Origin of the sequence: Streptomyces sp. 3330, from assembly GCF_031456635.1 — a bacterium.
Taxonomy (GTDB): domain Bacteria; phylum Actinomycetota; class Actinomycetes; order Streptomycetales; family Streptomycetaceae; genus Streptomyces.
Window position 1 is genome coordinate 1 of sequence record NZ_JAVDVA010000051.1, and the last position, 20,492, is coordinate 20,492.

At 67.1% G+C, this 20,492-nt stretch carries 14 protein-coding genes and 2 pseudogenes; 4 read left to right on the forward strand and 12 right to left on the reverse strand.

Translation table 11 applies throughout. The features are described from left to right. The 4 genes and pseudogenes from J2X68_RS39305 to J2X68_RS39320 form a co-directional block, all read right to left on the reverse strand. Positions 1-141, reverse strand: a pseudogene (locus tag J2X68_RS39305) (IS5/IS1182 family transposase); the annotation flags it as partial. Between the two features lie 126 nt (positions 142-267). Next, entirely contained in the window at positions 268-1,017 is a 750-nt protein-coding gene (locus J2X68_RS39310; protein WP_310437417.1) for a transposase family protein, read from the reverse strand. A 480-nt stretch (positions 1,018-1,497) separates the two neighbouring features. Next, positions 1,498-2,331, reverse strand: a complete 834-nt coding sequence (locus J2X68_RS39315) for a hypothetical protein (protein WP_310437418.1) — start codon at positions 2,329-2,331, stop codon at positions 1,498-1,500. Between the two features lie 47 nt (positions 2,332-2,378). Continuing rightward, a complete protein-coding gene (locus tag J2X68_RS39320; protein ID WP_310437432.1) occupies positions 2,379-3,635 on the reverse strand; it encodes a glycosyltransferase family 4 protein in 1,257 nt (418 codons plus the stop codon). Positions 3,636-4,648: 1,013 nt separating this feature from the next. Here J2X68_RS39320 and J2X68_RS39325 point away from each other — a divergent pair. The 4 genes and pseudogenes from J2X68_RS39325 (at position 4,649) to J2X68_RS39340 (ending at position 9,595) form a co-directional block, all read left to right on the forward strand. After that, entirely contained in the window at positions 4,649-5,143 is a 495-nt protein-coding gene (locus J2X68_RS39325) for a peptidase inhibitor family I36 protein (RefSeq protein ID WP_310437419.1), read from the forward strand. A gap of 442 nt (positions 5,144-5,585) precedes the next feature. Next, positions 5,586-6,830, forward strand: a complete 1,245-nt coding sequence (locus J2X68_RS39330; protein ID WP_310437420.1) for an MFS transporter — start codon at positions 5,586-5,588, stop codon at positions 6,828-6,830. 175 nt (positions 6,831-7,005) lie between these two features. Continuing rightward, positions 7,006-7,789: pseudogene (locus tag J2X68_RS39335) on the forward strand (transposase family protein). A 1,269-nt stretch (positions 7,790-9,058) separates the two neighbouring features. Next, positions 9,059-9,595, forward strand: a complete 537-nt coding sequence (locus tag J2X68_RS39340) for a sigma-70 family RNA polymerase sigma factor (RefSeq protein ID WP_310437421.1) — start codon at positions 9,059-9,061, stop codon at positions 9,593-9,595. 1,329 nt (positions 9,596-10,924) lie between these two features. Here J2X68_RS39340 and J2X68_RS39345 read toward each other — a convergent pair. From J2X68_RS39345 to J2X68_RS39380, 8 genes are all read right to left on the reverse strand, one after another. Next, a complete protein-coding gene (locus tag J2X68_RS39345) occupies positions 10,925-12,223 on the reverse strand; it encodes a DUF418 domain-containing protein (protein WP_310437422.1) in 1,299 nt (432 codons plus the stop codon). 301 nt (positions 12,224-12,524) lie between these two features. After that, on the reverse strand, positions 12,525-12,815 hold the full coding sequence (locus tag J2X68_RS39350) for a DUF4913 domain-containing protein (protein ID WP_310437433.1): 291 nt from the start codon (positions 12,813-12,815) through the stop codon (positions 12,525-12,527). Positions 12,816-13,311: 496 nt separating this feature from the next. Next, on the reverse strand, positions 13,312-15,072 hold the full coding sequence (locus J2X68_RS39355; RefSeq protein ID WP_310437423.1) for a TraM recognition domain-containing protein: 1,761 nt from the start codon (positions 15,070-15,072) through the stop codon (positions 13,312-13,314). Next, a complete protein-coding gene (locus J2X68_RS39360) occupies positions 15,069-16,538 on the reverse strand; it encodes an ATP/GTP-binding protein (RefSeq protein ID WP_310437434.1) in 1,470 nt (489 codons plus the stop codon). The genes J2X68_RS39355 and J2X68_RS39360 overlap by 4 nt, the downstream gene beginning before the upstream one ends. A gap of 47 nt (positions 16,539-16,585) precedes the next feature. Further along, a complete protein-coding gene (locus tag J2X68_RS39365) occupies positions 16,586-18,079 on the reverse strand; it encodes an SCO6880 family protein (protein ID WP_310437424.1) in 1,494 nt (497 codons plus the stop codon). 129 nt (positions 18,080-18,208) lie between these two features. Continuing rightward, positions 18,209-19,381: a hypothetical protein gene (locus J2X68_RS39370; RefSeq protein ID WP_310437425.1), complete on the reverse strand. Its 1,173-nt coding sequence runs from the start codon at positions 19,379-19,381 to the stop codon at positions 18,209-18,211. Position 19,382: 1 nt separating this feature from the next. Further along, positions 19,383-20,123: a hypothetical protein gene (locus J2X68_RS39375; RefSeq protein WP_310437426.1), complete on the reverse strand. Its 741-nt coding sequence runs from the start codon at positions 20,121-20,123 to the stop codon at positions 19,383-19,385. A gap of 19 nt (positions 20,124-20,142) precedes the next feature. Further along, the gene (locus tag J2X68_RS39380; RefSeq protein WP_307160841.1) at positions 20,143-20,409 is read right to left on the reverse strand and encodes a hypothetical protein; all 267 of its coding nucleotides are present in this window, start codon (positions 20,407-20,409) and stop codon (positions 20,143-20,145) included. Positions 20,410-20,492 lie beyond the last annotated feature (83 nt).

Here is a 20,492-nt window from a genome sequence, read left to right on the forward strand (position 1 = left end):
GCGAAGGTAGACCAGGCCGACGAGAGCACGCTGGTGAGGCGGGAGCTTGCAGCGGCGGTCACCCTCACGGGTGACGATGAGCATGGTTACCCACTTGACCAGCGCGTGAGGCAGGTCGAGTGCGGCAGGATAGGGAACCAACGAGGCACCTGCGCTGCTGAGTTGAGACGTCGAACACCTCCCTCAACGGCACAGGCGCCTCGTGCGTTGCGCCTGCACCACCGTCACCCGATCAGTGGCCACTCTGAAAACGCTCAGTGAGCGTTTTCAGCGTTGCTTCTCCAGGGTGAGGACGGCCTTGGTGATGACGCTCATGCGGTTGGGGCTGATGCGGGATCTGCGGAAGATCTGCCAGGACTTCAGCCGTGCCATGCCTCGTTCGACAGGTGCCCGGGCCACGGACAGGGCCCGGTTCTCGGTCCGCTCGGTGAGGGTGAGTTCACCGCCTGGCGGGCGGCGCTTGGCGGTGGTGACCCAGTCGCCCGCACCGATGTAGGCCATGTCGGCGAGGATCGGGACGCCCTGGCGCGCACAGATCCCGAGGATCTTGTGGGTGCGGGCGGCCGTCAGATCGTGGGTCCGGCCCGGCAGTGCCGGCGACAGCCACAGAATCTCACCGGCCGGGTCCGTGACGACCTGCACGTTCACCCCGTGCCGCTTGTGTTTCGAGGAGTAGTCGGCCCTGGCGTCGCCGACGCGGTCGCACTCGGCGAGCGTGCCGTCCAGGAGGACGAAGTCCGGGTCGTGCACGCGCAGCGTCTTCGGCAGGCCGGGGGCCTGCTCGGCGAGCAGACCAGTGACCGCGGTGACATAGGCGTGTGCGGTGCCGACGGATATCCCGAAGGCTCTGGCGATACGGGCGAGGGTGTCATGGCGGCGCAGGTACACGAGTGCGACCAGCGCACGGCGGTGCGGCGGGAGTTTGCACCGCCGGTCACCCTCACGGGTGACGATGAGCATCGTGACCCACTCGACCAAGGCGTGGGGCAGGTCGAGTGCGGCAGGATAGGAAGCCAACAGGGCTCCTGTGCTGCTGAGTTGAGACGTCGAACACCTCCCTCAACGGCACGGGAGCCCTGTCCGTTGCGCACCCCGACCTCGCACCGCCCCCGTCACCCGATCAGTGGCCACACTGAAAACGCTCACTGACCTGCAACTGCATGACGCTGGTCGACCTGTGTGACACCAGCGCCCCGTTTGGGCCCACGAGGTCGAAGAACTCTGTGAACTCCCAACCTGAAAGTACTTGCGTCCCGCTCGAAGAGGTCATGGGGAGGGCCGGGAAGTGGTCGGCTTTCCGTTCGTAGCTGCGGTGCAGGCGTCGGCATCCGGCGAGCCAGGCCATGGGGCGTTCGACGCACAAGGGTGACGGCCGAGTCGTTGCGAGGTCTCGATGCTTTGCAGGTGATGCGGTGCCGGGCCGCTGCCGGTACTTGAAGGCACCGGCAGCTTCGGATTCGGCCTCACAGTCATTCTCGGGCCGCCGGTCCATGGTGGTCATTGGGCCGGCGCTGCGGTGACTTCTACGGAGAGGTCGTTGTCGACCGTGTAATAAGGACGGGCGGTGTAACCGCCGGCGAGTGCAGTGGCCGGGTAGACGAAGACCGCCTTACGGTCGGCGACGTCGTCCAACAACCGGGCCACTCTGATGCCCGGGGCGTCGACAGTTGGGTGAACGTGCATCTCCCATACGACCGGCGCTGGCCCGGCTTCAGGCTCCGCATCGTGCGCCACGAGCTCCTGGTGGCCGATGGTGAACGAGAACTCCTGGCCCCTGTCGGTGCGTAGAGGGATCTGCCGTACGACGGCTTCTGGTCTCCGCCGGCTCAGCGATACTGACGCACCGTCCCCCAGCCAGGTGCCGAACAGCCGTACCTCCACGGTCATCAGGCCACCCGTGACATCGATCCGGCCGGCTTCCGCGTGCGTGTCCCGAAGCCAGGCGCGTACGGCGAGCCTGCCGTCCTTGGTGACGTACGGGATGCGCACCGCCAGTGGCGCTGAGTGGCTGTCGTGCCTGCCGGACACGAGCGCGCGCAGATCGCGCAGGCCGGGCAGCAAGGGTATGTGATTCTCTTCCGACGGACCCATGAGGTAGGCATCCCAGCGGCCTTCCTCCAGGGCTGGGACTGTCTCCAGCACGCCTCGCCACTCGTCGCGGCCTGCGGGTTCGAGCGCGACGACGCGGCCGGGGCGCAGCGGCTCTCCCTTGTCCGGGCGCTGTCGAAGCAGCAGTCGGGGGCGAGAAAAGCCAGACTGCGGCGACCGTACGCCTATGACAAATCGCCCTTTCTCGTCCACGGTCACATCCGCGCGGACCTGTTCTGTCACTCCCACCACCCCCGCTGATCTGTTCATGTTGTTGCTGTCGCCGCTCCTCATCGCCGTGCCTTTCGTGCGGTTCGCACGACGTTGCTGGCGGCGACAAGCATGGTGTCCTTGAACCCGTGACCGGCATTCGCCAAGGCGTGGCGCGTCCTGCCTGTCGGCGGACGGCCGTCACGGCGGGCCGCCAGCAGTTCCTCGAACAGCTGCTCTGCTTGGGCCACGACGGGCGCGGGGGCGTATCGCCGTGAGTTCTCCCGTGCCGCATGTCCCATTCTGCGGCGCAGCTCGTCGTCGCGTACGAGGTCCAGCAAGGCTGTAGCCAGGGCGTCCCGGTCTCCGACGGGAACCAGTCGGCCGTCTTCGCCGGGGGTGATGATTTCGCCGGGGCCGTACGCGCAGTCGGTGCTGACGACGGGCAGACCGCAGCGCATGGCTTCGACGATGGTCATGCCGAACGGCTCGAAGTTGGACGTCGCCACTCCGATCGAGCCTTTGACCCACTCGGCTTCCATGGGGGTTACCGCACCCATCAGGAAGACGTGGTTGTACAGCCCCAGCCGGTCGATGAGCCTGCGCAGCCGCTGCGACTCTTCGCCCTTGCCGTAGATGCGCAGCGTCCAGTCGGGACGCTCGGCCGCGACTGCGGCGAAAGCATCGATGAGCAGGTCGAACCGTTTTACCGGCACCAGCCGGCCGGCGGCCATGATCACGCGTTCGCGGCTGTCCGAGGGGGGGAGTGCCGGGTCGGGGACGCTGTTGGGCAGTGCCTGTATCCGTACGCCCGGCAGCCGCATCCTGCGGCGGTAGGCGGAGGCGTCGGCCTCTGTGACGGGGGTGATCGCGTCCAGGCGGGGGTACACCCGCCGCAGCGCGTTGCGGAGCCGTGGCGAATGGTTGCCGAGTGTGAGGTGCTCCTGTCCGATGCGCACCGTCCGGGAGGGCGCCTGAAGGGCCAGGTGGACGTTGAGGCCCGGGCGAGTGCCCACGACGACGTCGGCGTCGAGTGCCGCCAGTGCTTCGCCGATGCGTTCGTCGGTGAGGGCGCTGTACTGCCGGTAGCGGTACTCGGAGGAGGGGAAGATCTTGGCCGGTGTCAGGTGCCGGGGGCTGTCCTTCTCGTGGCGCAAATCCACCAGGGGCCGAAGGCGCACGCGCGGGTCGAGTGTCAGGTTCGGTCGTTCCCGGTGCCGGAGAGCGGAGATGATCTCGACGTCGTGCCGGTCTGCCAGCGCTCGGGCCAAGTTGAACGTGGTGGTTATGGTTCCTCCTATTCCGTAGGCGTTGTGTATGAGAAACGAGATTTTCATGGCGTGCATCGGGATCGGCTCCTGCGGAAGGCTGCCTGCGTGATCGTGTGGTGAGGAAGGTGGCCGCTGCTCGGCTGTCGGACCGCCTTTCCGGGCGGCCATGGTCGCTGTCCGTAAGGGCTCCCCTCCCCTACTGGTGCGGTCCAGGGAGGGCAGCGCGCTGAGGGCTCCCCAAGGTGCTGCCATGGGCTTTCTTCAGCGCGTGTTTGCGTGATGGTGTGAGTCGGATGGCCGCGGCACCCCAGGGTGGAGGGCTTGCAGCCGACGGCGCTCGGGGAGGAGTCACCGGGCTGTATGTCCTTCGCGGCGCAGGGCAGTCGTCCTCGGCCAAGGCAAGCAGCGATACGCCGCCCAACCGTCGTTGCCCGCTTCGGGGTCCGTGGCGGACCAGGCCGGTTTCCCTCCGTGCGGCGTCGCTGCTGGAATCTGCCCAGCGATGCCTGCTTGTCTCGCGACGGGCCGTCCGGACGAGTCACCTGTGCTGCCGCTCACCGAATGCACCTTCCCCAGAGGCCGCTCGGGCCCTCCACCACAGAGTCCGCCGTGCTGTCTCAGCGGTCTGGCCCACTGGCGGGGCCCGCTGCTGCGCGGTTTGCGGACATGCACGTGACGGACACGTCGCCCGGGCTTCCGGCAGTTCAATTTTCGGTGACCAAGTTTCACAAGTGGCCGAGGGAGGGGGCGTGTCCGTCTACCTGTCGTGCGGAAGATGTGCCACAGCGGCCCGAGTGGACGTCGAGCGGAGTCGAGCCCTCAGATGCTCTCCCGCCGTCCTCGTTTGAGCTCATCAGGCGGTAGGGCAGGTTGCCGCAAGAGCCCGAACAGCGCAATCGGCATGTCAGGCGACTCGGTCAACGGTGTGAGGCCTCACCCGCGCGTCCCGTGAGTCCGCACGTGGCCGGTAGGCATCCTGCAGCAGTCCAGTGAACCCATTGGCCGAGCTGTCCGTATACCGCTGTAAATGAACTACAGCCCGATGCGGTATAAAGACCTTCCAATTCCTTGGAGCCAAAATGACTCGCACATTCAAGTTCATTTCTGGGATTGCCGTCTCGTCCGCCTGCCTAATCTTGTCGGCATGCGGAAGCGGAGAAGGGAGCGATGGCTTCGAGAGCAGGGCCCGTGCCGCCAGCGACTCCACTGGTATCACTACAAAAGATGGCTCCGAGGTTCCGGGCGAGCCAATTGACACCATTGTTATTTGCACTGACAGTACTCTCCTTGGAGAATGTTCAGTGGCGCCTACGATTATCGAGGATCTGGCCGCATACAAGGGAGGAATTTTCAACGACAGCATTTCGTCCATCATCAACAGTCACACTCATTTTCAAATATGTTTCTACAGGGATCCCAATTTTAGAGGCCCCAGCTTCGCGGTCGGTCCTGGAGTCGAGGTTGATGACGTGAATGACTTCGACCCCAGGCTTGTAGCAGAGAACTTCAACGACAAGGTTTCTTCCTTCAGAATCTTTCAGAACAGGTCGTGCATCGAGCAGGCGCAGCCGTGACAAGATCCGGATTCTCCCGGAGTCCTGCCTTTTTTGGCACCGCTCCGACATTCGCCGCCCGACAGGGCCAGCAGGAGCGCCCACAGAGCAGTTTGACGTGATCACGCTGAACCGCACGGCCGCTCATGAAATTCTGCACCTCGCCCGAAGGGTCGTGATGGCACCGTGGTTCAGGAAAGTGGCACGCAAATTCCATAATCCGATGTGATGCAAGTCACCTTGCTATTGCGGCTCGCCTTTGATGCAATTTTTGACGTCCGTGCAGCTTCTATTGAGGAAGGGGTGACCAGCAATGACCAAGGCCGACTGGTAAATCGACTAGGCCTGGCGTGCGCAGTGGCCTCGCAGAAACTCCGTACGCCAGGCCAGATACCTAGTCGCCAAGTGTGAGATGCAATTTCGGATGACGTCCGGCATGCGGGCGCAAAGGCAGGAGAGACACATGCCGACCTATACACAGGGTGAGCTCTCCCCGTTTTCGTCGGCAGAGTTTCGTGCGACGTGGCTCGCTGAGCTTCTTTCGTACTTCGGCGACCAGCTTGCACGGGTCGCTCTGGCGATCCTGGTTTTTGATCATACGAATTCTGCAGCCTTGACAGGCCTCGCCTACGCGTTGACGTACGTCCCGAGTGTTCTGGGCGCGCTGGCACTTTCTGCCATTGCAGACAGACACCCCCGCCGCTCAGTGATTATCCTCGCGGATGCCTCCCGTGCCGTAGTTGTCGGAGCAATGACCATTCCCGGCATGCCGCTTCCCGGTTTGTGCGCTCTCGTCTCTGTCATGTCTTTCCTGGGCGGACCTTACAAAGCGGCACAGCTTGCACTGCTACGTGACATCCTGAATTCCAATCAATACCCCGTTGCGATGTCGATCAGGCAGGTCACCACACAGGCCGCTCAGATTCTCGGCTTTGCGGGCGGCGGGTTCATTTCTTCGGTCCTCACGCCGCAAGTGTGCCTCGTTTTCAATTCCGCCACGTTCTTCGCATCATGCTCGCTTTATCTGTGCTTCGTCACAAAGAGAGCCTCTCCCGGTGCAGCGAAAGCTACTGGATCCGTGGGGAGCGCCACCCGGCTCCTGTGGGAAGAGCCGCGCCGACGCGCTATTTTCTTGACTACTTTTCTAGGATTCTTTTACATAGCTCCCGAAGCTGTCGCGGCTCCGTACGTCAGCGCGCTCGGTTACGGAAAAATATGGGTGGGAGCTTTGCTGGCCAGTACCGGCATCGGAGCGGTGGTAGGGCTATGGGCGTTCCATCGCTTTGTACCGAAGGATCGTCACGCGGCATATTTGCCGATTATATGCTGTACGGCCGGCCTTCCGCTGATCACCCTCTGCATACAGGGGGTCGGGATATACCTTGCCATGATGGCGTTTGCTCTCAGCAACGCACTGTGGTGCATACAGGTAGTAATATCGGTGTCGACTCTGATTGAACTGCTACCTGACAGCAAGCGGGCCCAGGGTATGGGCGTCTCCTCCGCCATGAATCTCACCGCCCAGGGCCTGGGGACAGCATTCGCGGGCGGTTTGAGCGAATTGTACAGCCCAGCCTTCGCATTGGTTTTCGCAGGAACTTCATCGATCTTCTTTGCTCTTTGGCCCGGACTTCTGTGGATCAGAGCAGACAGAGAGCGCCTGCCTGACCACCTCCTGGAACCCGTTCCTCTTGATCGGAAGGTTTGAAGGGATCTCGACGGTGCGCTCGGAACGCGACGGGTACGGCTTTCGAGTGAGCGTTTTCAACGAGGCCACTGATCGGGTGAGGCCGGTGAGGTTGAGGTGAGGACCGCAACGCACAGGGCTCCCGTGCCGTTGGGGGAGATGTTCGACGTCTCAACCCACCGGCACAGGAGCCCTGTTGGTTCCATATCCTGCCGCACTCGACCTCCCGCATGCCCTGGTCGAGTGGGTCACCATGCTCATCGTCACCCGTGAGGGCGACCGCAGGTTCAAACGCCCGCCGCACCAGCGCGCGCTCGTCGCTCTGGTGTACCTACGCCACCACGACATCGCCCGGATCGCGGCCGGCTTCGGGATATCCGTCGGCACTGCCCATGCCTACGTCGTGGCCGTGACCTGCCTGTTCGCCGAACGGGCCCCGGGCCTGCTCAAGACTCTGCGTGAGAGCATGATCCGGAGTTCATCCTGCTGGACGGCACTCTCGCCGAGTGCGACCGCGTCGGCGACAGCCGTGCCGACTACTCGGCCAAGCACCGACGGCACGGCGTGAACGTCCAGGTCGTCACCGACCCCGCCGGCGAGGTGCTGTGGATCTCACCGGCTCTGCCGGGCCGCACCCACGACCTGACCGCAGCCCGAAGTCATCACATCATCAGGATCTGCGAACGCCAGGGCGTCCCGATCCTCGCCGACCGCGCCTACCAGGGCGCGGCCCCTGGTTCACCACCGGACTCAAACGCCCGCCGGGCGGTGAACTCACCCTCACCCAGCGCACCGCCAACCGGGTCCTGGCCGCAGCTCGGGCACCTGTCGAACGCGGTATGGCACGACTGAAGTCCTGGCAGATCTTCCGCAGATCCCGCATCAGCCCCAACCGCATGTCTGCCATCACCAAGGCAGTCCTCACCCTGGAGCGGCAACGCTTAAAACGCTCAGTGGATGGACTCCACGGCGGCGCATGATCTGTGTGGAAGGCGCGTGCATCGTCTCCGCATGCGCCTTCTCTTGACGGTGCAGAAGCCACCGCGGGCCGTACTCGAGAAGGTCCCGTCCCGCTGGAGCAGCCGGGCGAGGTCCCGGAACCGTGGCTCGTGCGGAGTGCTCCACCTCCGGCGGCCGTGTTCGCTCTCATCGTGTACGCGGTGTCGGCCGAAGCGACCTCCGCTTCCGGCGTTGCCGGATCGCGATGGATCGGCGTCTACCGCCGAAGGCGGGTCTCGAACGCGACGGTGGGGCCCGCGCCCGTGTGGCCGCTCGACGCGGCTCGGTACCTCGGTGGCTGCCGCCCACACCCGGGCGATCGCCGGTCTCCTCCATGTGGGCTGGCGGCCCCCGACAAGGTAGGGCGGCAGGACGGTTCCGCCGTCGGCCTGCCGCACGGCACTCCGAAAGCGACCGCGTCAGCGAGGCGTTGCCGGCTGCTGCGCCGGACTTCGCGGATCGGAATGCACCTCCCTCTCACGGAGCGGGGGGTGGCGTATGAGTCGCTGCAAGCCCCGCCCTCGCACTGACCGCGCCCATGCGCCCCGTGCCCGTGCCCAATGGGTCATCCAGATCTGCGAACGCAGGGGCCCTGGCCGAACTGGCCTTTCACTGTGTTGGCCCACGGTGACGATGCGCCTCAACACCGCCGTGCAGCGAGCCTCTCCCCGGCGCTCGGCGCACCGTCAACCGCGCGCTCAGCCATGAACATGCAGATGTCGGTGCCGCCGAAGCGGGTCACCGGCCTCTTTCTGGACGGGCCCGGCACGTCACAGCTTCCGCTGTCCACCGCGGATTCTCCGGTCCCGCCGACAGTGGCCATGGGGACCACCAGCAGCAGGCTCTGCCGCCGTGCACGGAAGCTGCTGCGGAAAAAGGATCCGCCGTAGGTGAACTGGGCTCCAGGGTCGAGCCGTAGACCTGAGCGACGGTGCTTTCGCCGCCGCTTTCCCGTATACGGCATGTCGCATTTTACCGGAGAGCAGATGACGTCCCGAGAATGAAGAATTCCTCCTCACCCGTCCTTTCCGTCTATCACGACGTGGTGGGGGAAGTCTATTTTTGGAAATGACACCCTGCGCCACCGCCCGAATCAAAACGGGCTTCCCCTGACCTTTACTTCCCCTTTGGATCACCGGCCCTTTTCAGTGCCCTATACCGCCCGATTCTGCCGCCGTGTACTCGGGAGGGCGGTAATTCTCTGCAGGTGCCGGAACCCAGGCGGGATCAGGACACCATTAGGAGTGAGCATGAGTTGGACGTTCATGGGGTCCGACGGATCATCAACGCCGGCTGCCGAGCAAGACCGTGCGGACCACCAAAAGCAGGTGCTCGCTCTGCACGCGTACGTGAGCCGCCTCCTGAGGGGTGATCCAGTCCAGGCCGAGGACATCGTGCAGGAGACTCTGTTGCGATGCTGGCGCACCTACGGCTGCACTGGGAACGCTGTTCTGCGTCCATGGATGTTCCGGGTCGCAAGGAATCTGGTGATCGACGGGTACCGGAGTAGCAAGACCCGGCCGCAGGAAGTCGACGGGGCTCTGTGGATGGAACTTGAGGCGGCCGAGCTGGACGCAAGCGAAGAGGTGCTGACCGCGATGGTCGTACGGGACGGGCTGGCCACCTTGTCCGCCGCACACCGCCAGGCCCTATTCGAGGTGTACTTCCGCGGCCTCACCCTGGAGGAGGCCGCGCACGTGCTGGGTGTGCCGAAGGGCACCCTGAAGTCGCGCGTCCACTACGGGCTCCAGGCGCTGCAGAAGGTCCTGAACCACGCTTGCGTGTGACGGCCAGACGGAATGTGTCCCGCACGGCCCGAGGGCCGTGCGGGACACATTCCGTCTGGTGCCTGCTGTATTCCGACCGGCTTGTGCGAGCGGGGTCTCTCGTCTTGTTCCGCCGCCCACTCCGGTGCGCGACCCTACGACGAGGACGAGGCCTCGCCGGCTGCCGGAACCCTCCAAGAGAGCGGCTACCTCCTGCGCGCTACTTTGGCAGACTCGGAGAACGCGGGTCGGCTGCTCGGTCCCGCCTCACCGACAGCGGCGCTTCTGGTCTCGGCGGTGCCGTGCGAACGCAGCGCAGCGACGCCGGAGATGCCGATGTCAGCGCCCGTGGCGCTCCGTGTGACCGGTCCCGCTGGGCTGGCGGGAGCCACGCTTTGCGTCTTCTGGGGCTCGGCCGGGGCGGGAGCGGGCGCCGTGACCGTGGCAGAAGCGTCACCGCCGAATTCCCGCATCGCCCTCAGAACGTAGTCGTCGAACTCTCGGTCGAAGACCGGATTTGGCGCAGGGGCGGGGGCAGGAGCGGTCGTGGGAGCTTGCACGGGCATCGTCTGAGGTACCGGAGGCTGGGGTGCCATCCGTTCGGCGAAGCGTCGCAGTCCTTCACTCAGGCCCAGAGCACCGGCCGACGCCCCCCGACGTAGCGCATCGACAGCTCCCTTCAGAGGACCACGCCGTGCCGCCCGGCTTTCCAGCCGGTCGCCCGCAGCGTCCGCCCCGCCGGCCATCGACTTCAGCAGACCGGACGTTGCTCTACGGAGCGGTGATGGCGGAGCCTCGTTCCGCATCGCGGCCGCCCGCAGGACGTCAGCACGGCCCTCCACCCGTTCTCCGAGTCGCGTCAGCTGTCGCGCGACGAAGCGGGCGATCCCTTCGAGCACGGTCCGCTTTTCCACTCGTTCGCCAAGTTCGGCGAATACCCGGGACAACGCGCTCATCACGCGGGTGGGCCGGTTCGTGGAGGCGGAAGGCCCCCAGGAGACCGACGCTTCCTGGGACGCTGGGGAGGGGAACGAGTCCCGACTGGGTTCGAGGGGAGGTCCTGGAGGCGTGGTCATCGGTGTTCTTCCTTTCAGGCGGACAGTTACGCGGACGTAAAAGTGAACAGAGCGAAGATCAGCGGTGTTGTCCTCTAGGCAACGTCGTATGTAGATGGCGAGTTCAGTTCCGGGTCCACAGAGCTCGTCGCACAGACTTGTTGCGGTTCCCTGGCCAGGCGTGGCCGACAGGCGTCGTGCTGCAACCGCCGGTGACGGGTGTAACGAAAGCGGTGTGCCGCTCGAGGCCGTCACCACCGCGGACGACGTGCACGGTCACTCGACGCGAAATCCTTCAGCCATTCCGTCGCCACGGCACGGAGCTCGGGCCTTTCGCGCCTGCTCCGTCTGTGTCCGGGTAGGTGGGCCGGCCAGTGGCCCGGACCGCTCGCAGGACGGTTCGGCCGAGCGTCATCCGGCGCAGTAACAGTTCGGCGGGACCGTAGCGGGTGAAGGCCATGAGCCGCGCGGAGAAGGCCAACTGGAGGGCCCACAATGCCACGCAGGCACCCGTCAGCACGGCCGGTCCGACCGTGCCGTAGAGCCTGAAGCCGTAGCCGGTGAAGACGAACGCCAGGACGACCGACTGCATCAGGTAGTTCGACAACGACATGCGGCCGGCCGGGGCCAATGTCCTGGCAATCTGCGGGCCGTGCCTGCCGCGCAGCGTGAGCAGCAGCGCGGCCGCGTAGGCGGCGGCGAGCGCGGGTGCTGTGAGGATGTCCGCGGCCTGGCCGAGGTAGTAGAAGCGGCCGTCGAGCGGGCCGTGGGTGCACATGGCGGTGAGGACGCCACCCGGCAGGCCGACCAGCAGACCGGTCACAAGCAGTCTGTGGACGGCTGATGTCCGGGCGCGGGAGGCGCCGGGCTCCTTGAGCAGACCTCGGCGGCCTGCGGCGAAGCCTGCAAGGGCGGCCGCGAGGAGGTGCACTGCGTAGACAATCGCACTGCCGAGCGTCTCGCGGTAGGCCGTGATGTTGGCGTGGACGACAGAGAGGGGCCCGCCCCGGTACGCCGCAATGCGTCTGGCAGTTGCGGCCGCCGCCTCCGTGACGCGCCCGGGATCGTCCAGCCGCAGAACCGTCACGCCGACGGTGAGGAAGACAGCCGTCAAGAAGACGACCAGCAGGGCCGCCGTGCGCAAGATTGTCCGCGTTCCGAGCCTGCGTGCGGCAAATAGCGCCACGCTGAGGACCGCGTACGTCATCAGGATGTCGCCCGGGTACAGCAGCGCGGCGTGGGCGAGGCCGATCAGGAACAGACCCAGGAAGCGGCGCCCGTGGCGGCGGGCGAAGCAAATGCCGTCCCGGTCGGCCGCCGCTTCCTGGAGGACGAAGCTGTAGCCGAACAGAAACGAGAAGATCAGATAGAACTTGGTCGTGAACAGGGCTGTCACCAGCCATGCGATGGTGCGGTCGGCGGCTGTCGTACCTGGGCCGGATGTCAGGTCCCAGGCTCCGGCCAGAATAGGGGCATTGACCACGCAGATGCCGAGCAGGGCGAATCCCTTCAAGGCGTCGATCTGCGGTATCCGGGGCGGGCCGCCGGCCCACACATCGGTGCCCGAAGCCGCAGGCCGGTGCGACGCCTTCACCGGAGCGTTCCGTGGGCGCTCAGGCCGAAGGCGCCGCAGGTTCCGTGTCTTGAGGTGGAACGGTTGTCGTGACGGCGGAGGGTGGGTCCGCCGTGGGCCGGGCGGCCGCCAGGTGCGCGGGCCCCGACGACCTCCGGGGTCGCCGGGGCCCGTCTTCCGGTGCGGCGGGCAGGTCGCTCGCGATGCTCCATCACGTGGCCTTCTTCGGGGTCGGTGGGTCTGTCGGCGTGGGGCGGTATCGCCAGGCCGCGCCGCGCGCCTGGTTCCTCGCCGGCGCGCGGATGCTGTCGAAGGATTGCCGTCACGGTTCGCCGGTCGGGGGCGGTTCCTTCGCCCGGTGCTGTCCGGGCTTGCATCCCGCAAAGGGACCGGACGGGTCACGCAAAGAGGCCATCACAGGCATGAGGTAGTCCCGGTGCCAGGCGGCCGGACCGGTCAGCGGCGCTTTACTCCCGGTCAATTCCTGCCAGGCCATCCACAAGCCATAGAGCTGTGCGACGACTTCCAGGTGCTCCCACCAGCGAGTGCACCAGGGAGCCATGGAGGAGACTTCCCTGCCGTAGACCGGAAGAAGCAGTCCATGGACCCACATGGTGAGATCGGCGACGGCCGAATCGAACTCTGCTCCGGCCTTGTAGAGGATGAAGGGCGGGTCCGGGGGGAGCGGGTCCAGGTCCGACAGGTCCAGCAGGTCAGCCGCCGTATCCGTCGTGTTGTCCTCCACCGGCGGTACTTGTGCGGCGGATGGAGCCTCGTCCGGCGCCCGCACTGCGCTGTCCACAGGTTCGGGCGTCCCGGCCAGTTCTGTGTCCGTTGTCGGCGCAGCGGAGACAGGCGGCGAGGCCAGCGTTTCGAACAAGAAGTCGCCCCAATGAGGCGGCATCGGCAAGGACTCCCCAGGCGGCGAGGGCGAAGGGGTCCGGTCGGTAGCTGGCTCGGCGGTCGGAGGACCGGTCTGGCTGGGCGGCGGAAGCGGCGCGGCACGCGTCCAGCCGTCTGCCCCCGTCGAAGGGTTCGGCGTGGTCATGTCTACGGTTCCTTGGTGCTGGAGGTCGAGCGCCGCACCGTCGGTGCCTGTGGTTTTGCGGTCAGTGCTCGATGCCATGACCTGCCCACTTCAGCGCGGCGCGCCGGGTGATCGCTTCGGCCTCCGCGGCTGCCGCGGCTGAGATGGCGGCTGCGCCAGGCTCCTTGTACCAGGGCCGCAACCGGATCAGGGCCGGTTTGACCCCCGTGGCCAGGAGCAGCGCGGTCCCCTTGGGCAGGGCGCGGATGCGATCTGGCGGCAGGATGGGGTCGAGGCGGTAGGAGACCGACCGGGAGGTGCCGTCTTTGCTGCGTGAGGTGCTGAGGGTGCTCACCTCGTGCTGGCCGACGAGTTTGGAGACTTTGTCGACGAAGTCCGCGTCGTCGAGGCCGGCGCCGAGGAGCTTGATCGTCGCGGCGCTCCACAGGGCGTCCATTCCGGCCTCGCCCCATACGCGGCTGCCCTGCCGGTAACTCTGCAGGAGTGTCACGACGTTGATCCCGCGGGATCCCAGGTGGCTGTAGAGGTCGGGCAGGTCGGAGATACGGCAGACGTTGGCCGCTTCGTCGAGGACGGCGGTCATCGGCGGGTCGAGACGTCCACCCATGCGTTCGGCAGCCATCACTCCCGCCCGCATCGTGCCGTCGGCCAGTCCGGCGATGACGCCGGCGGCGGAGCCGCCGCCGTCCTTGGAGAGCAGGTAGAGGGTGTCGCGGGTGAGGACGTGTTCGTGCGGGCGGAACTCCGGAAGGTCCGGATTGGGGGTCACCCATGCGAGGATCTCGGGGTCGAGGAGGCAGGATACGCACTGGCGTGCGGTCTCGTAGATGCCGTCCCGGGTCTCCACTGCGCCGCGGACCGTGCCTTGCAGCTGTTCGGCGAGCGCGTGCATTCCCTTGTCGCGCAGAAGGTCGATCGGAGTACGGTCGGCCGGGTCTGCGAGCCAGGCCAGCAGGTCGGTGATCTGCGCCCGGCCGCCGGACGCGGCGAGGAAGAGCGCGGTGAGGGTGTTCTGCGCTGCAGAGATCCAGAAGTCCTTCTTCGAGGAGTCGTCGTTAACGGAGGCGACGAAGTGGCCAGCCAGGCGGCGGGCGCCCTCGATGGTGACGCAGTCGGCCAGCATGTCCCACCACATCTCCCGGGGTGCGTGCGCGATGCCCTGCGGGTCGAAGGTCCACACTCTGCCCGTCTTGGTGCGTTCGGCCCTGGTGACGGAGTAGACGTCGGATTTGTTGGACGTCAGCAGAACCGCGCCGCGGGCGCGCAGCACACGCGGTATCGCGATGCCCGTGGATTTCCCGGCGCGCGGCGCCATGAGGTCGAGTTCGACGTCCTCGAACGAGGAGCGCAGTTCGGGCCCGTTGGGGGCCAGGTCGCCGAGCAGATTGCCCGTGTCATCGCCGCTGAGTTCCTTGACCCCCTTGAGCGAGGGGCGCAGATCGCGGGCTCGAGCGGCGATCCCTTCGGGAGCCAGCGAGGCCAGCTCGCGCACGCCCGCCAGTCCCGTGCCTTTGCGGGTGCGTCCGATGAGGCGGCTGAACACAGGGACAGCGAGGACGGCGATGGCGGCGAACGCGGTCACGATGCCCGCGTAGACGGCCCATGGTGCGGCGTTTGGCCACAAGCGGCCAGGTCCCTGGCCCATCAGTCGGGTGAAGGTCGACAGGGCGAACGGCGGCGGGTTCCAGCCCGCCCCGGTTGCGACGGCCCCAAGAGTGCCGCCCAGCCACGTGATCCCGAACACGACGAGGGCGACGCCGGCGACGGCGACGATCGCCCAGGGGGCGAGTTCGCTGCCCGTCGGTCTGGGGCGGGCGCTCATGTCGCCTGTCCCGGGATGTAGCGGGTCGAGGCTGCCCTGTCTCCGGCCGCCCAGCGGCTGTTGGTGTTGTGCAGGTTGCGTTCGGTGTCGGTGATGGCGACCTTGATGGGGATGCCGGGACGGCCGCCGACCTTGATGAGGAAGCGGCCGCGCCCCGGTGGCTCGTCGTGCCCTCCGGTGACGGCCCAGCCGGGCGGGGAGGACCAGGAGGAGACCAGGTCGATTTCCCGTTCGGAGAGACCGACCACGCGGCCCAGTTCCTCCATTTCGGTACGGGGAAGACCGGCGCAGATGACCATGCCTGCGCGTTCGACGAACCCTCGGGCCTTGGCCCGGTCGGACTCGCTGCCCAGAGCTTCGGCGTCCTTCAGGGTGTGGGTGATCTTCGCATCGCCGAGCCCGAGGGACCGATTGAGGCGGGTCAGGGCGTCGATGCGGTCGACGATGCCGGAAGCGGCGCGCAGCGGTCGCCACAGTTCGTCGAGCACGGTGAAGTACCAGCGCCGCGGGGCCAGTCCGGCATCGGCGAGGGCGTGTGCGGCCGCGACGGTGCCCAAACCGTCGGACCATGCCGCCAGCATGGCCGCGGCGGTCAGTTGGGTGTCGGACTCTCCGATGCGGGAGATGTCGATGCACACGGCGGGGGCAGCCGGGTCGATGCGGGTGGAGGTCGGCGAGGCGAAGGTGTCACCGAGCGGTCCGTCCAAGATGCCGAGCAAGGACCGGTGCAAGGGGTCGACCGCGGTGCGGTAGCGGGCGTCGTCACCGCGGTCCAGAGTGACGGCACGGACCCGGTCCGGTCCTTCCTGGAGCACGGCGAGCAGGTCCGGCAGCAGGGGCGCCCTGCCCTTCGGTGTGCGTTCCCTCAAATGGTGCAGGGCGGCAGTGAGTACGGACTGCTCGTGGTCGTCCATCGGTCGGCTGCGGACCACGGAGATGAGGGCGGCGACCATGTTGAGGACCCGGCCGTGCGTCTCGGCGGCCAGGGCCTGCCCGGCGGAGCCGCCAAGACGCGCGGCGGCCGATCCCATGGCGCCGGGGTCGAGGATGTTGATGCCGCCGACTCCGCGCCCGATGGAGATGACCTGTCCGCCCAGGGCACGCACGGTGTCGGCGTAGTCGGGTTTGAGGTCGCCGAGTACGAGGGGTACTACGCCCGTGGCGGCCAGGCCTATGAGCATGCGGTTGACGAGGGTGGACTTGCCCAGGCCCGGCATGCCGAGCATGAACAGTGAGGGGTTGGAAATGTAGCGGGCCCGGGTGAACCAAGAGATGGGGTCACCGCACACTGTGGCGCCCGTGCCGATGTGCTGTCCGAGAGGTACTCCCGTCATGGGGGAACCCGAACCGGCGGCGAACGGCCACAGTCCGCAGGCCTGGACGGTCGTGGCGCGCCACATCGTCGGCGGATCAAGGTGGCCGATCTCTCCGCCGCCGGGGCCCGGCCAGCCGCGGGCCCCGGGCAAGGGCTGTCGGCTGCCGACCGGTCGCCCTGTGCTGCCGCCGGTGTTCTTCACAGCGCCTCCTGGAGTGCTTGCGGGATGAGGGTGTGCTCCCACGGCAGAACACCCACGGGGAGCGCGCAGGTGAAGGCCGCGGCCTGCATGCGGTCGGCCGGGCGCAGCGAAAGGCGGGCGGCGGCCTGGAGGTTGCGCACGGTTCCGGCGGCGTCGGCCAGTTGTTCCTGGGAGTCGACCGTCACGGTGACCATGAGGGAGAACTCCACGAGTCCTGCGCCGGCTGCCTCCTCGGCAGCGGTCTGCTCAGCCGCGTGCATCTCGGAGGCGGCGCGCGCCTGGACCATGCCCTTGCCCGAGGTGGCCATGAACTGAGCCGCTCGCCGGTCGGCTTCTACGATCCGTGCCGAGGTGGCCGGGTCGATGGGCCGGTAGAGCAGGGCGACCCGCTTGCGGCGAGTGCCGGGGGATGCCTCCAGCAGGCCGCGCAGCACGTTGGACCGTACGGTGCCGCGAGGTGCGAGGGTGAGCAGCCAGGTGCGCGAGACGCCCGAGTCGTGCTGGTAGGAGCTGACGGTCTCGACTGCGGAAGCGGGTCCTGAGTCCTCCCAGACGACGCCGGTGCCGCCGTGCTGGGCTCGGGCGCTGAGGATGTCGCCGGCGGCGGCGGGGTCGTAGGCGACGCGCACCGTTTCTGCGATCTGCTCGGCCGACAACGGTGCAGCTGATCCTGCACCTGCGCCCACGAGGCCGCCGAGGAGGCCGGGGATGCGGATGGCGAGTTCGGTGATGATCTCGCTCTGTTCGCGCCTTTGCCCCTGGGGTGCGCCGTAGGTGAGAGCGATATAGGTGTGCATCTCGGAGGAGGCGGAGGGATAGCGTTCGACGACCTCCCTCATCACGGCCTGGGCCGCGGCCGGCGCGTCTTCCCTGATCCTCGGCAGGACCTCGTTGGCCAGGCGGGTGCCGGAGTCGGGTGCTGTCTCGATGACGACGGAGGCGCCCCGCAGCTGGGGTTCTTGCGACAGCCGGGCCAGCCACTGGCCCCAGGCCGCCACCCATACGTCCGTCTGATCGGGGTCCACGAGCGACCCGCCGTCGGGTTCGCAGCCGAGCACGATGGTGTAGGTGTTGCGGCCCGGATGGTGCAGCACGCCGAAGGGACGGTCGTAGGCGTCGCGGCCCTCACTCATGGTGATGCGGCTGAGGAGTCCGGGCGGGCTGAACCGGCCGCCGGGCCGCTGCGACAGCGGGCCGCTGACGTACGTGTGAGCGCCCTTGGCGCGGCGCCGCAGCCAGCCGATTCGCAAGGCGAGCAGTTGGTAGAGGTTGCGGCCGTCCTGGGTGCGCACCATGAGCGGGGCGATGAGGAAGGACAGGGGGAAGATGACGAACAGGGCCGCCACCAGGGAGACCAGGGACACGAACAGGGTGAGGACCAGGCCGGCAAACACACCGAACGTACCGATCAGCCCGAGAGGGCCGAGTCCGGGGCGCCGGGGACGGCGCCAGTTCCCGTAGGTGGGATGCACGACCGCTTCTGTCGACATAAGGGTTCCTGAATTGGTGAGTGGTCGGTCTGCCGGGTGAGGCTGCCGCGGATGACGGTGGTCGGGGAACGGGTGGTTGCCGGAGGGCGGGCCCGGGCTCTGCAATCCGCCCGGGCCTGCCCTCCGGTGTCATCGGTTGTGTCCGCGGTCCCCGTCGGCGCCGTCGACCGCGCCGGCGGCCACGTTTCCGACTGTCTGCACGACGGTCATGGCCGCTGCGGCGGCAGCACCGACGGGGCCTGCAGCGGCCGCCGCCCGAGTGGTGGCGGCGCCCGCTGCGCCACCACCGCCTTGGAGGGGCGCTGCTGCACCCGGTGCACCGGATGGAGCGCTCGCACCGCTCGGGCCTGAGGGGCCCGAGGGGCCCGAAGCACCGGCACCGCCGGATCGGCCGGGCATCGCCCCGCCGCCGGACGGCATCGAGCCGCCGATGGATTTCGCACCCGAGGCGAGCGCACCGACCATGGCGCCGGTGGCGCCCTGTCCGCCGCTGCCGAGCGCTGCCGTGGCCGGCATGACGAGCTTGAGCAGGGCGGGCAGGGCAACCGCCGAGAGCAGCAGGACACCGATGCCGGCGATCTTCTCGTGAACGCCGTTGTCACCTGTGTTGGAGATCATCGAGGCGCCGGCGAAGATGACGAGCCCCGCCGCGGGCTTGTACAGCAGCCAAGCGATCATCCAGCCGATGTGCTTGCGCCACCAGCCGCTGCCCCAGTTGGTCATGGAAGCCGCGGCGGCCAGGGGAAGAGTGCCGAGGAGAAGGATCATGACTCCGAGCCGGACGTACATCAAAATCGTCTGCACGATGGCCGCGATGAGCAGGAGAAAAGCGAGGACCAGCAGCAGCACCGACGGGATGCCGTCGCCGCCGCTGCAGCCGATGGTGGTGAGCTGCTGCTGCGCGCCGGTGGCAAAGAGGTGGTCGGCATAGCGGTCCGACAGGCTCGCCAGTGCCGTCACGACGGCCGTGGCGGCGCCGGCTACCAAGATCACCCGCAGCAGCCCTTTGAGGGCCGTGCTGCCCGCCTCGCCGCGGCGTTCGAGCGCCATCCGCCCGGCGGCGAAGAGCAGCGACGCGACGGCGGCGTACACAACGATCCACTGGGTCTGCTGACTGACCTTCTGCGAGGTGCCACCCGTGCCCAGAGTGGGCACGTTGGTGGTGAGATCGCCGAAGACCGTGATGGCGGCGGACAGAACCTTGTTGGCGATCACTTCCAGGATCGTTCCGACGGGATCTCCGAGGAAGTCGAAGAAGCCCTTGATGATGTCGCCGGGACCGCTTCCTGTTTCGCAGGCCATCTCACACCTTCCAGAGAACGAAGCCGTCGGTGCTGCTCGCCGCCGACATCTCGGTGTGCAGGGAGCCGTCGTTGCCCGGCATGACCTTCCAGTCACCGCCGCTCCACCGCAGGGAGACCGAGGTTTTGAAGTAGGGCCCCTCGGGACTCTTGATCAACACGCCCACCGTGGCGCGTGTCGTGGTGAACTGCGAGAGCAGGAAGCCGGCGTAGGTGCCGTTCCTGCTGGACTCGAGGCCTCCCTGTGACAGGGAGCTGCGCTGTGAGACGTAGAGGTCGCGTCCGAAGCCCGCGACGACCTGGTCCCGGGTGACGGCGCGCCAGTTCGCTGAGGTCATCTGGGCGGGGATGACGTGGGCCGCCATCACCGCCCCCATCCGGGTGCGGGCGAAGCACCACAGCACCGGCCCCGTCGTACGGGTCGGTCCCGACGCCGCCGAGAGCGGTACGCGGGTACCGCCGACCGTCCCCCAGCGCACGTCCATCGGCGGGGCACTGGAAGCCGTGCGGTCGCGGTCGTCGGTATCGCATCCCTCCGGTCGGTGAGGGGTGTCCGTCGCGGAGCGGGTGAGGGGGCCGGACGCGACGGTGGTGGTCAGCTGCCCAGCGGTGTTCTCCCTCGTGGCAACGGCGACCAGCGACATCACGAAGGCAACAGCAAGGAAGGCGGCGGCGATCAGGCGCCCGCGCTGTCGCCAGAACGGCGCGGGCCGGTCCTCGCCTTCGTCGACCGAGGTGAACATGGGTTCGGCCTCTTCCTGTTCAGGCGAAGACGAACTGAACAAGGGGGCCGGCGGTGGCGACGAGGACACAGCCTCCCAGGACCATGCCCAGGCGGCTCATGTGCTCGGAACTTTCACCACGCTTCACCGAGATGGCCATCATCGCGCCGGTGACCAGGACACCAGCCACACCGGCCGCGGTCCCCGCCCAGGCCGCAATACCGAGAACGAGGTCGATCTTGTTGGCGAGCGCTGGTGGCGCATTGCGCTGAGGGTTGGGAACAGCGGCAGCAAGAAACGTGAGCATGGTGGTCTCCTGGTAAAAGGGCGAGAGTGATGCGAGCGGTAAGGAAGGGTGATGGCTGAAGAAGGTGGGGCTGGGGCGAACTG

Excerpts from the sequence above, each read along its gene's own strand:
- J2X68_RS39320 (WP_310437432.1), bottom strand. The coding sequence starts at position 3,635 with ATGAAAATCTCGTTTCTCATACACAACGCCTACGGAATAGGAGGAACC.
- J2X68_RS39325 (WP_310437419.1), top strand. The coding sequence starts at position 4,649 with ATGACTCGCACATTCAAGTTCATTTCTGGGATTGCCGTCTCGTCCGCC.
- J2X68_RS39330 (WP_310437420.1), top strand. The coding sequence starts at position 5,586 with ATGCCGACCTATACACAGGGTGAGCTCTCCCCGTTTTCGTCGGCAGAG.
- J2X68_RS39340 (WP_310437421.1), top strand. The coding sequence starts at position 9,059 with ATGAGTTGGACGTTCATGGGGTCCGACGGATCATCAACGCCGGCTGCC.
- J2X68_RS39350 (WP_310437433.1), bottom strand. The coding sequence starts at position 12,815 with ATGTGGGTCCATGGACTGCTTCTTCCGGTCTACGGCAGGGAAGTCTCC.
- J2X68_RS39355 (WP_310437423.1), bottom strand. The coding sequence starts at position 15,072 with ATGAGCGCCCGCCCCAGACCGACGGGCAGCGAACTCGCCCCCTGGGCG.
- J2X68_RS39365 (WP_310437424.1), bottom strand. The coding sequence starts at position 18,079 with ATGTCGACAGAAGCGGTCGTGCATCCCACCTACGGGAACTGGCGCCGT.
- J2X68_RS39370 (WP_310437425.1), bottom strand. The coding sequence starts at position 19,381 with ATGGCCTGCGAAACAGGAAGCGGTCCCGGCGACATCATCAAGGGCTTC.
- J2X68_RS39375 (WP_310437426.1), bottom strand. The coding sequence starts at position 20,123 with ATGTTCACCTCGGTCGACGAAGGCGAGGACCGGCCCGCGCCGTTCTGG.
- J2X68_RS39380 (WP_307160841.1), bottom strand. The coding sequence starts at position 20,409 with ATGCTCACGTTTCTTGCTGCCGCTGTTCCCAACCCTCAGCGCAATGCG.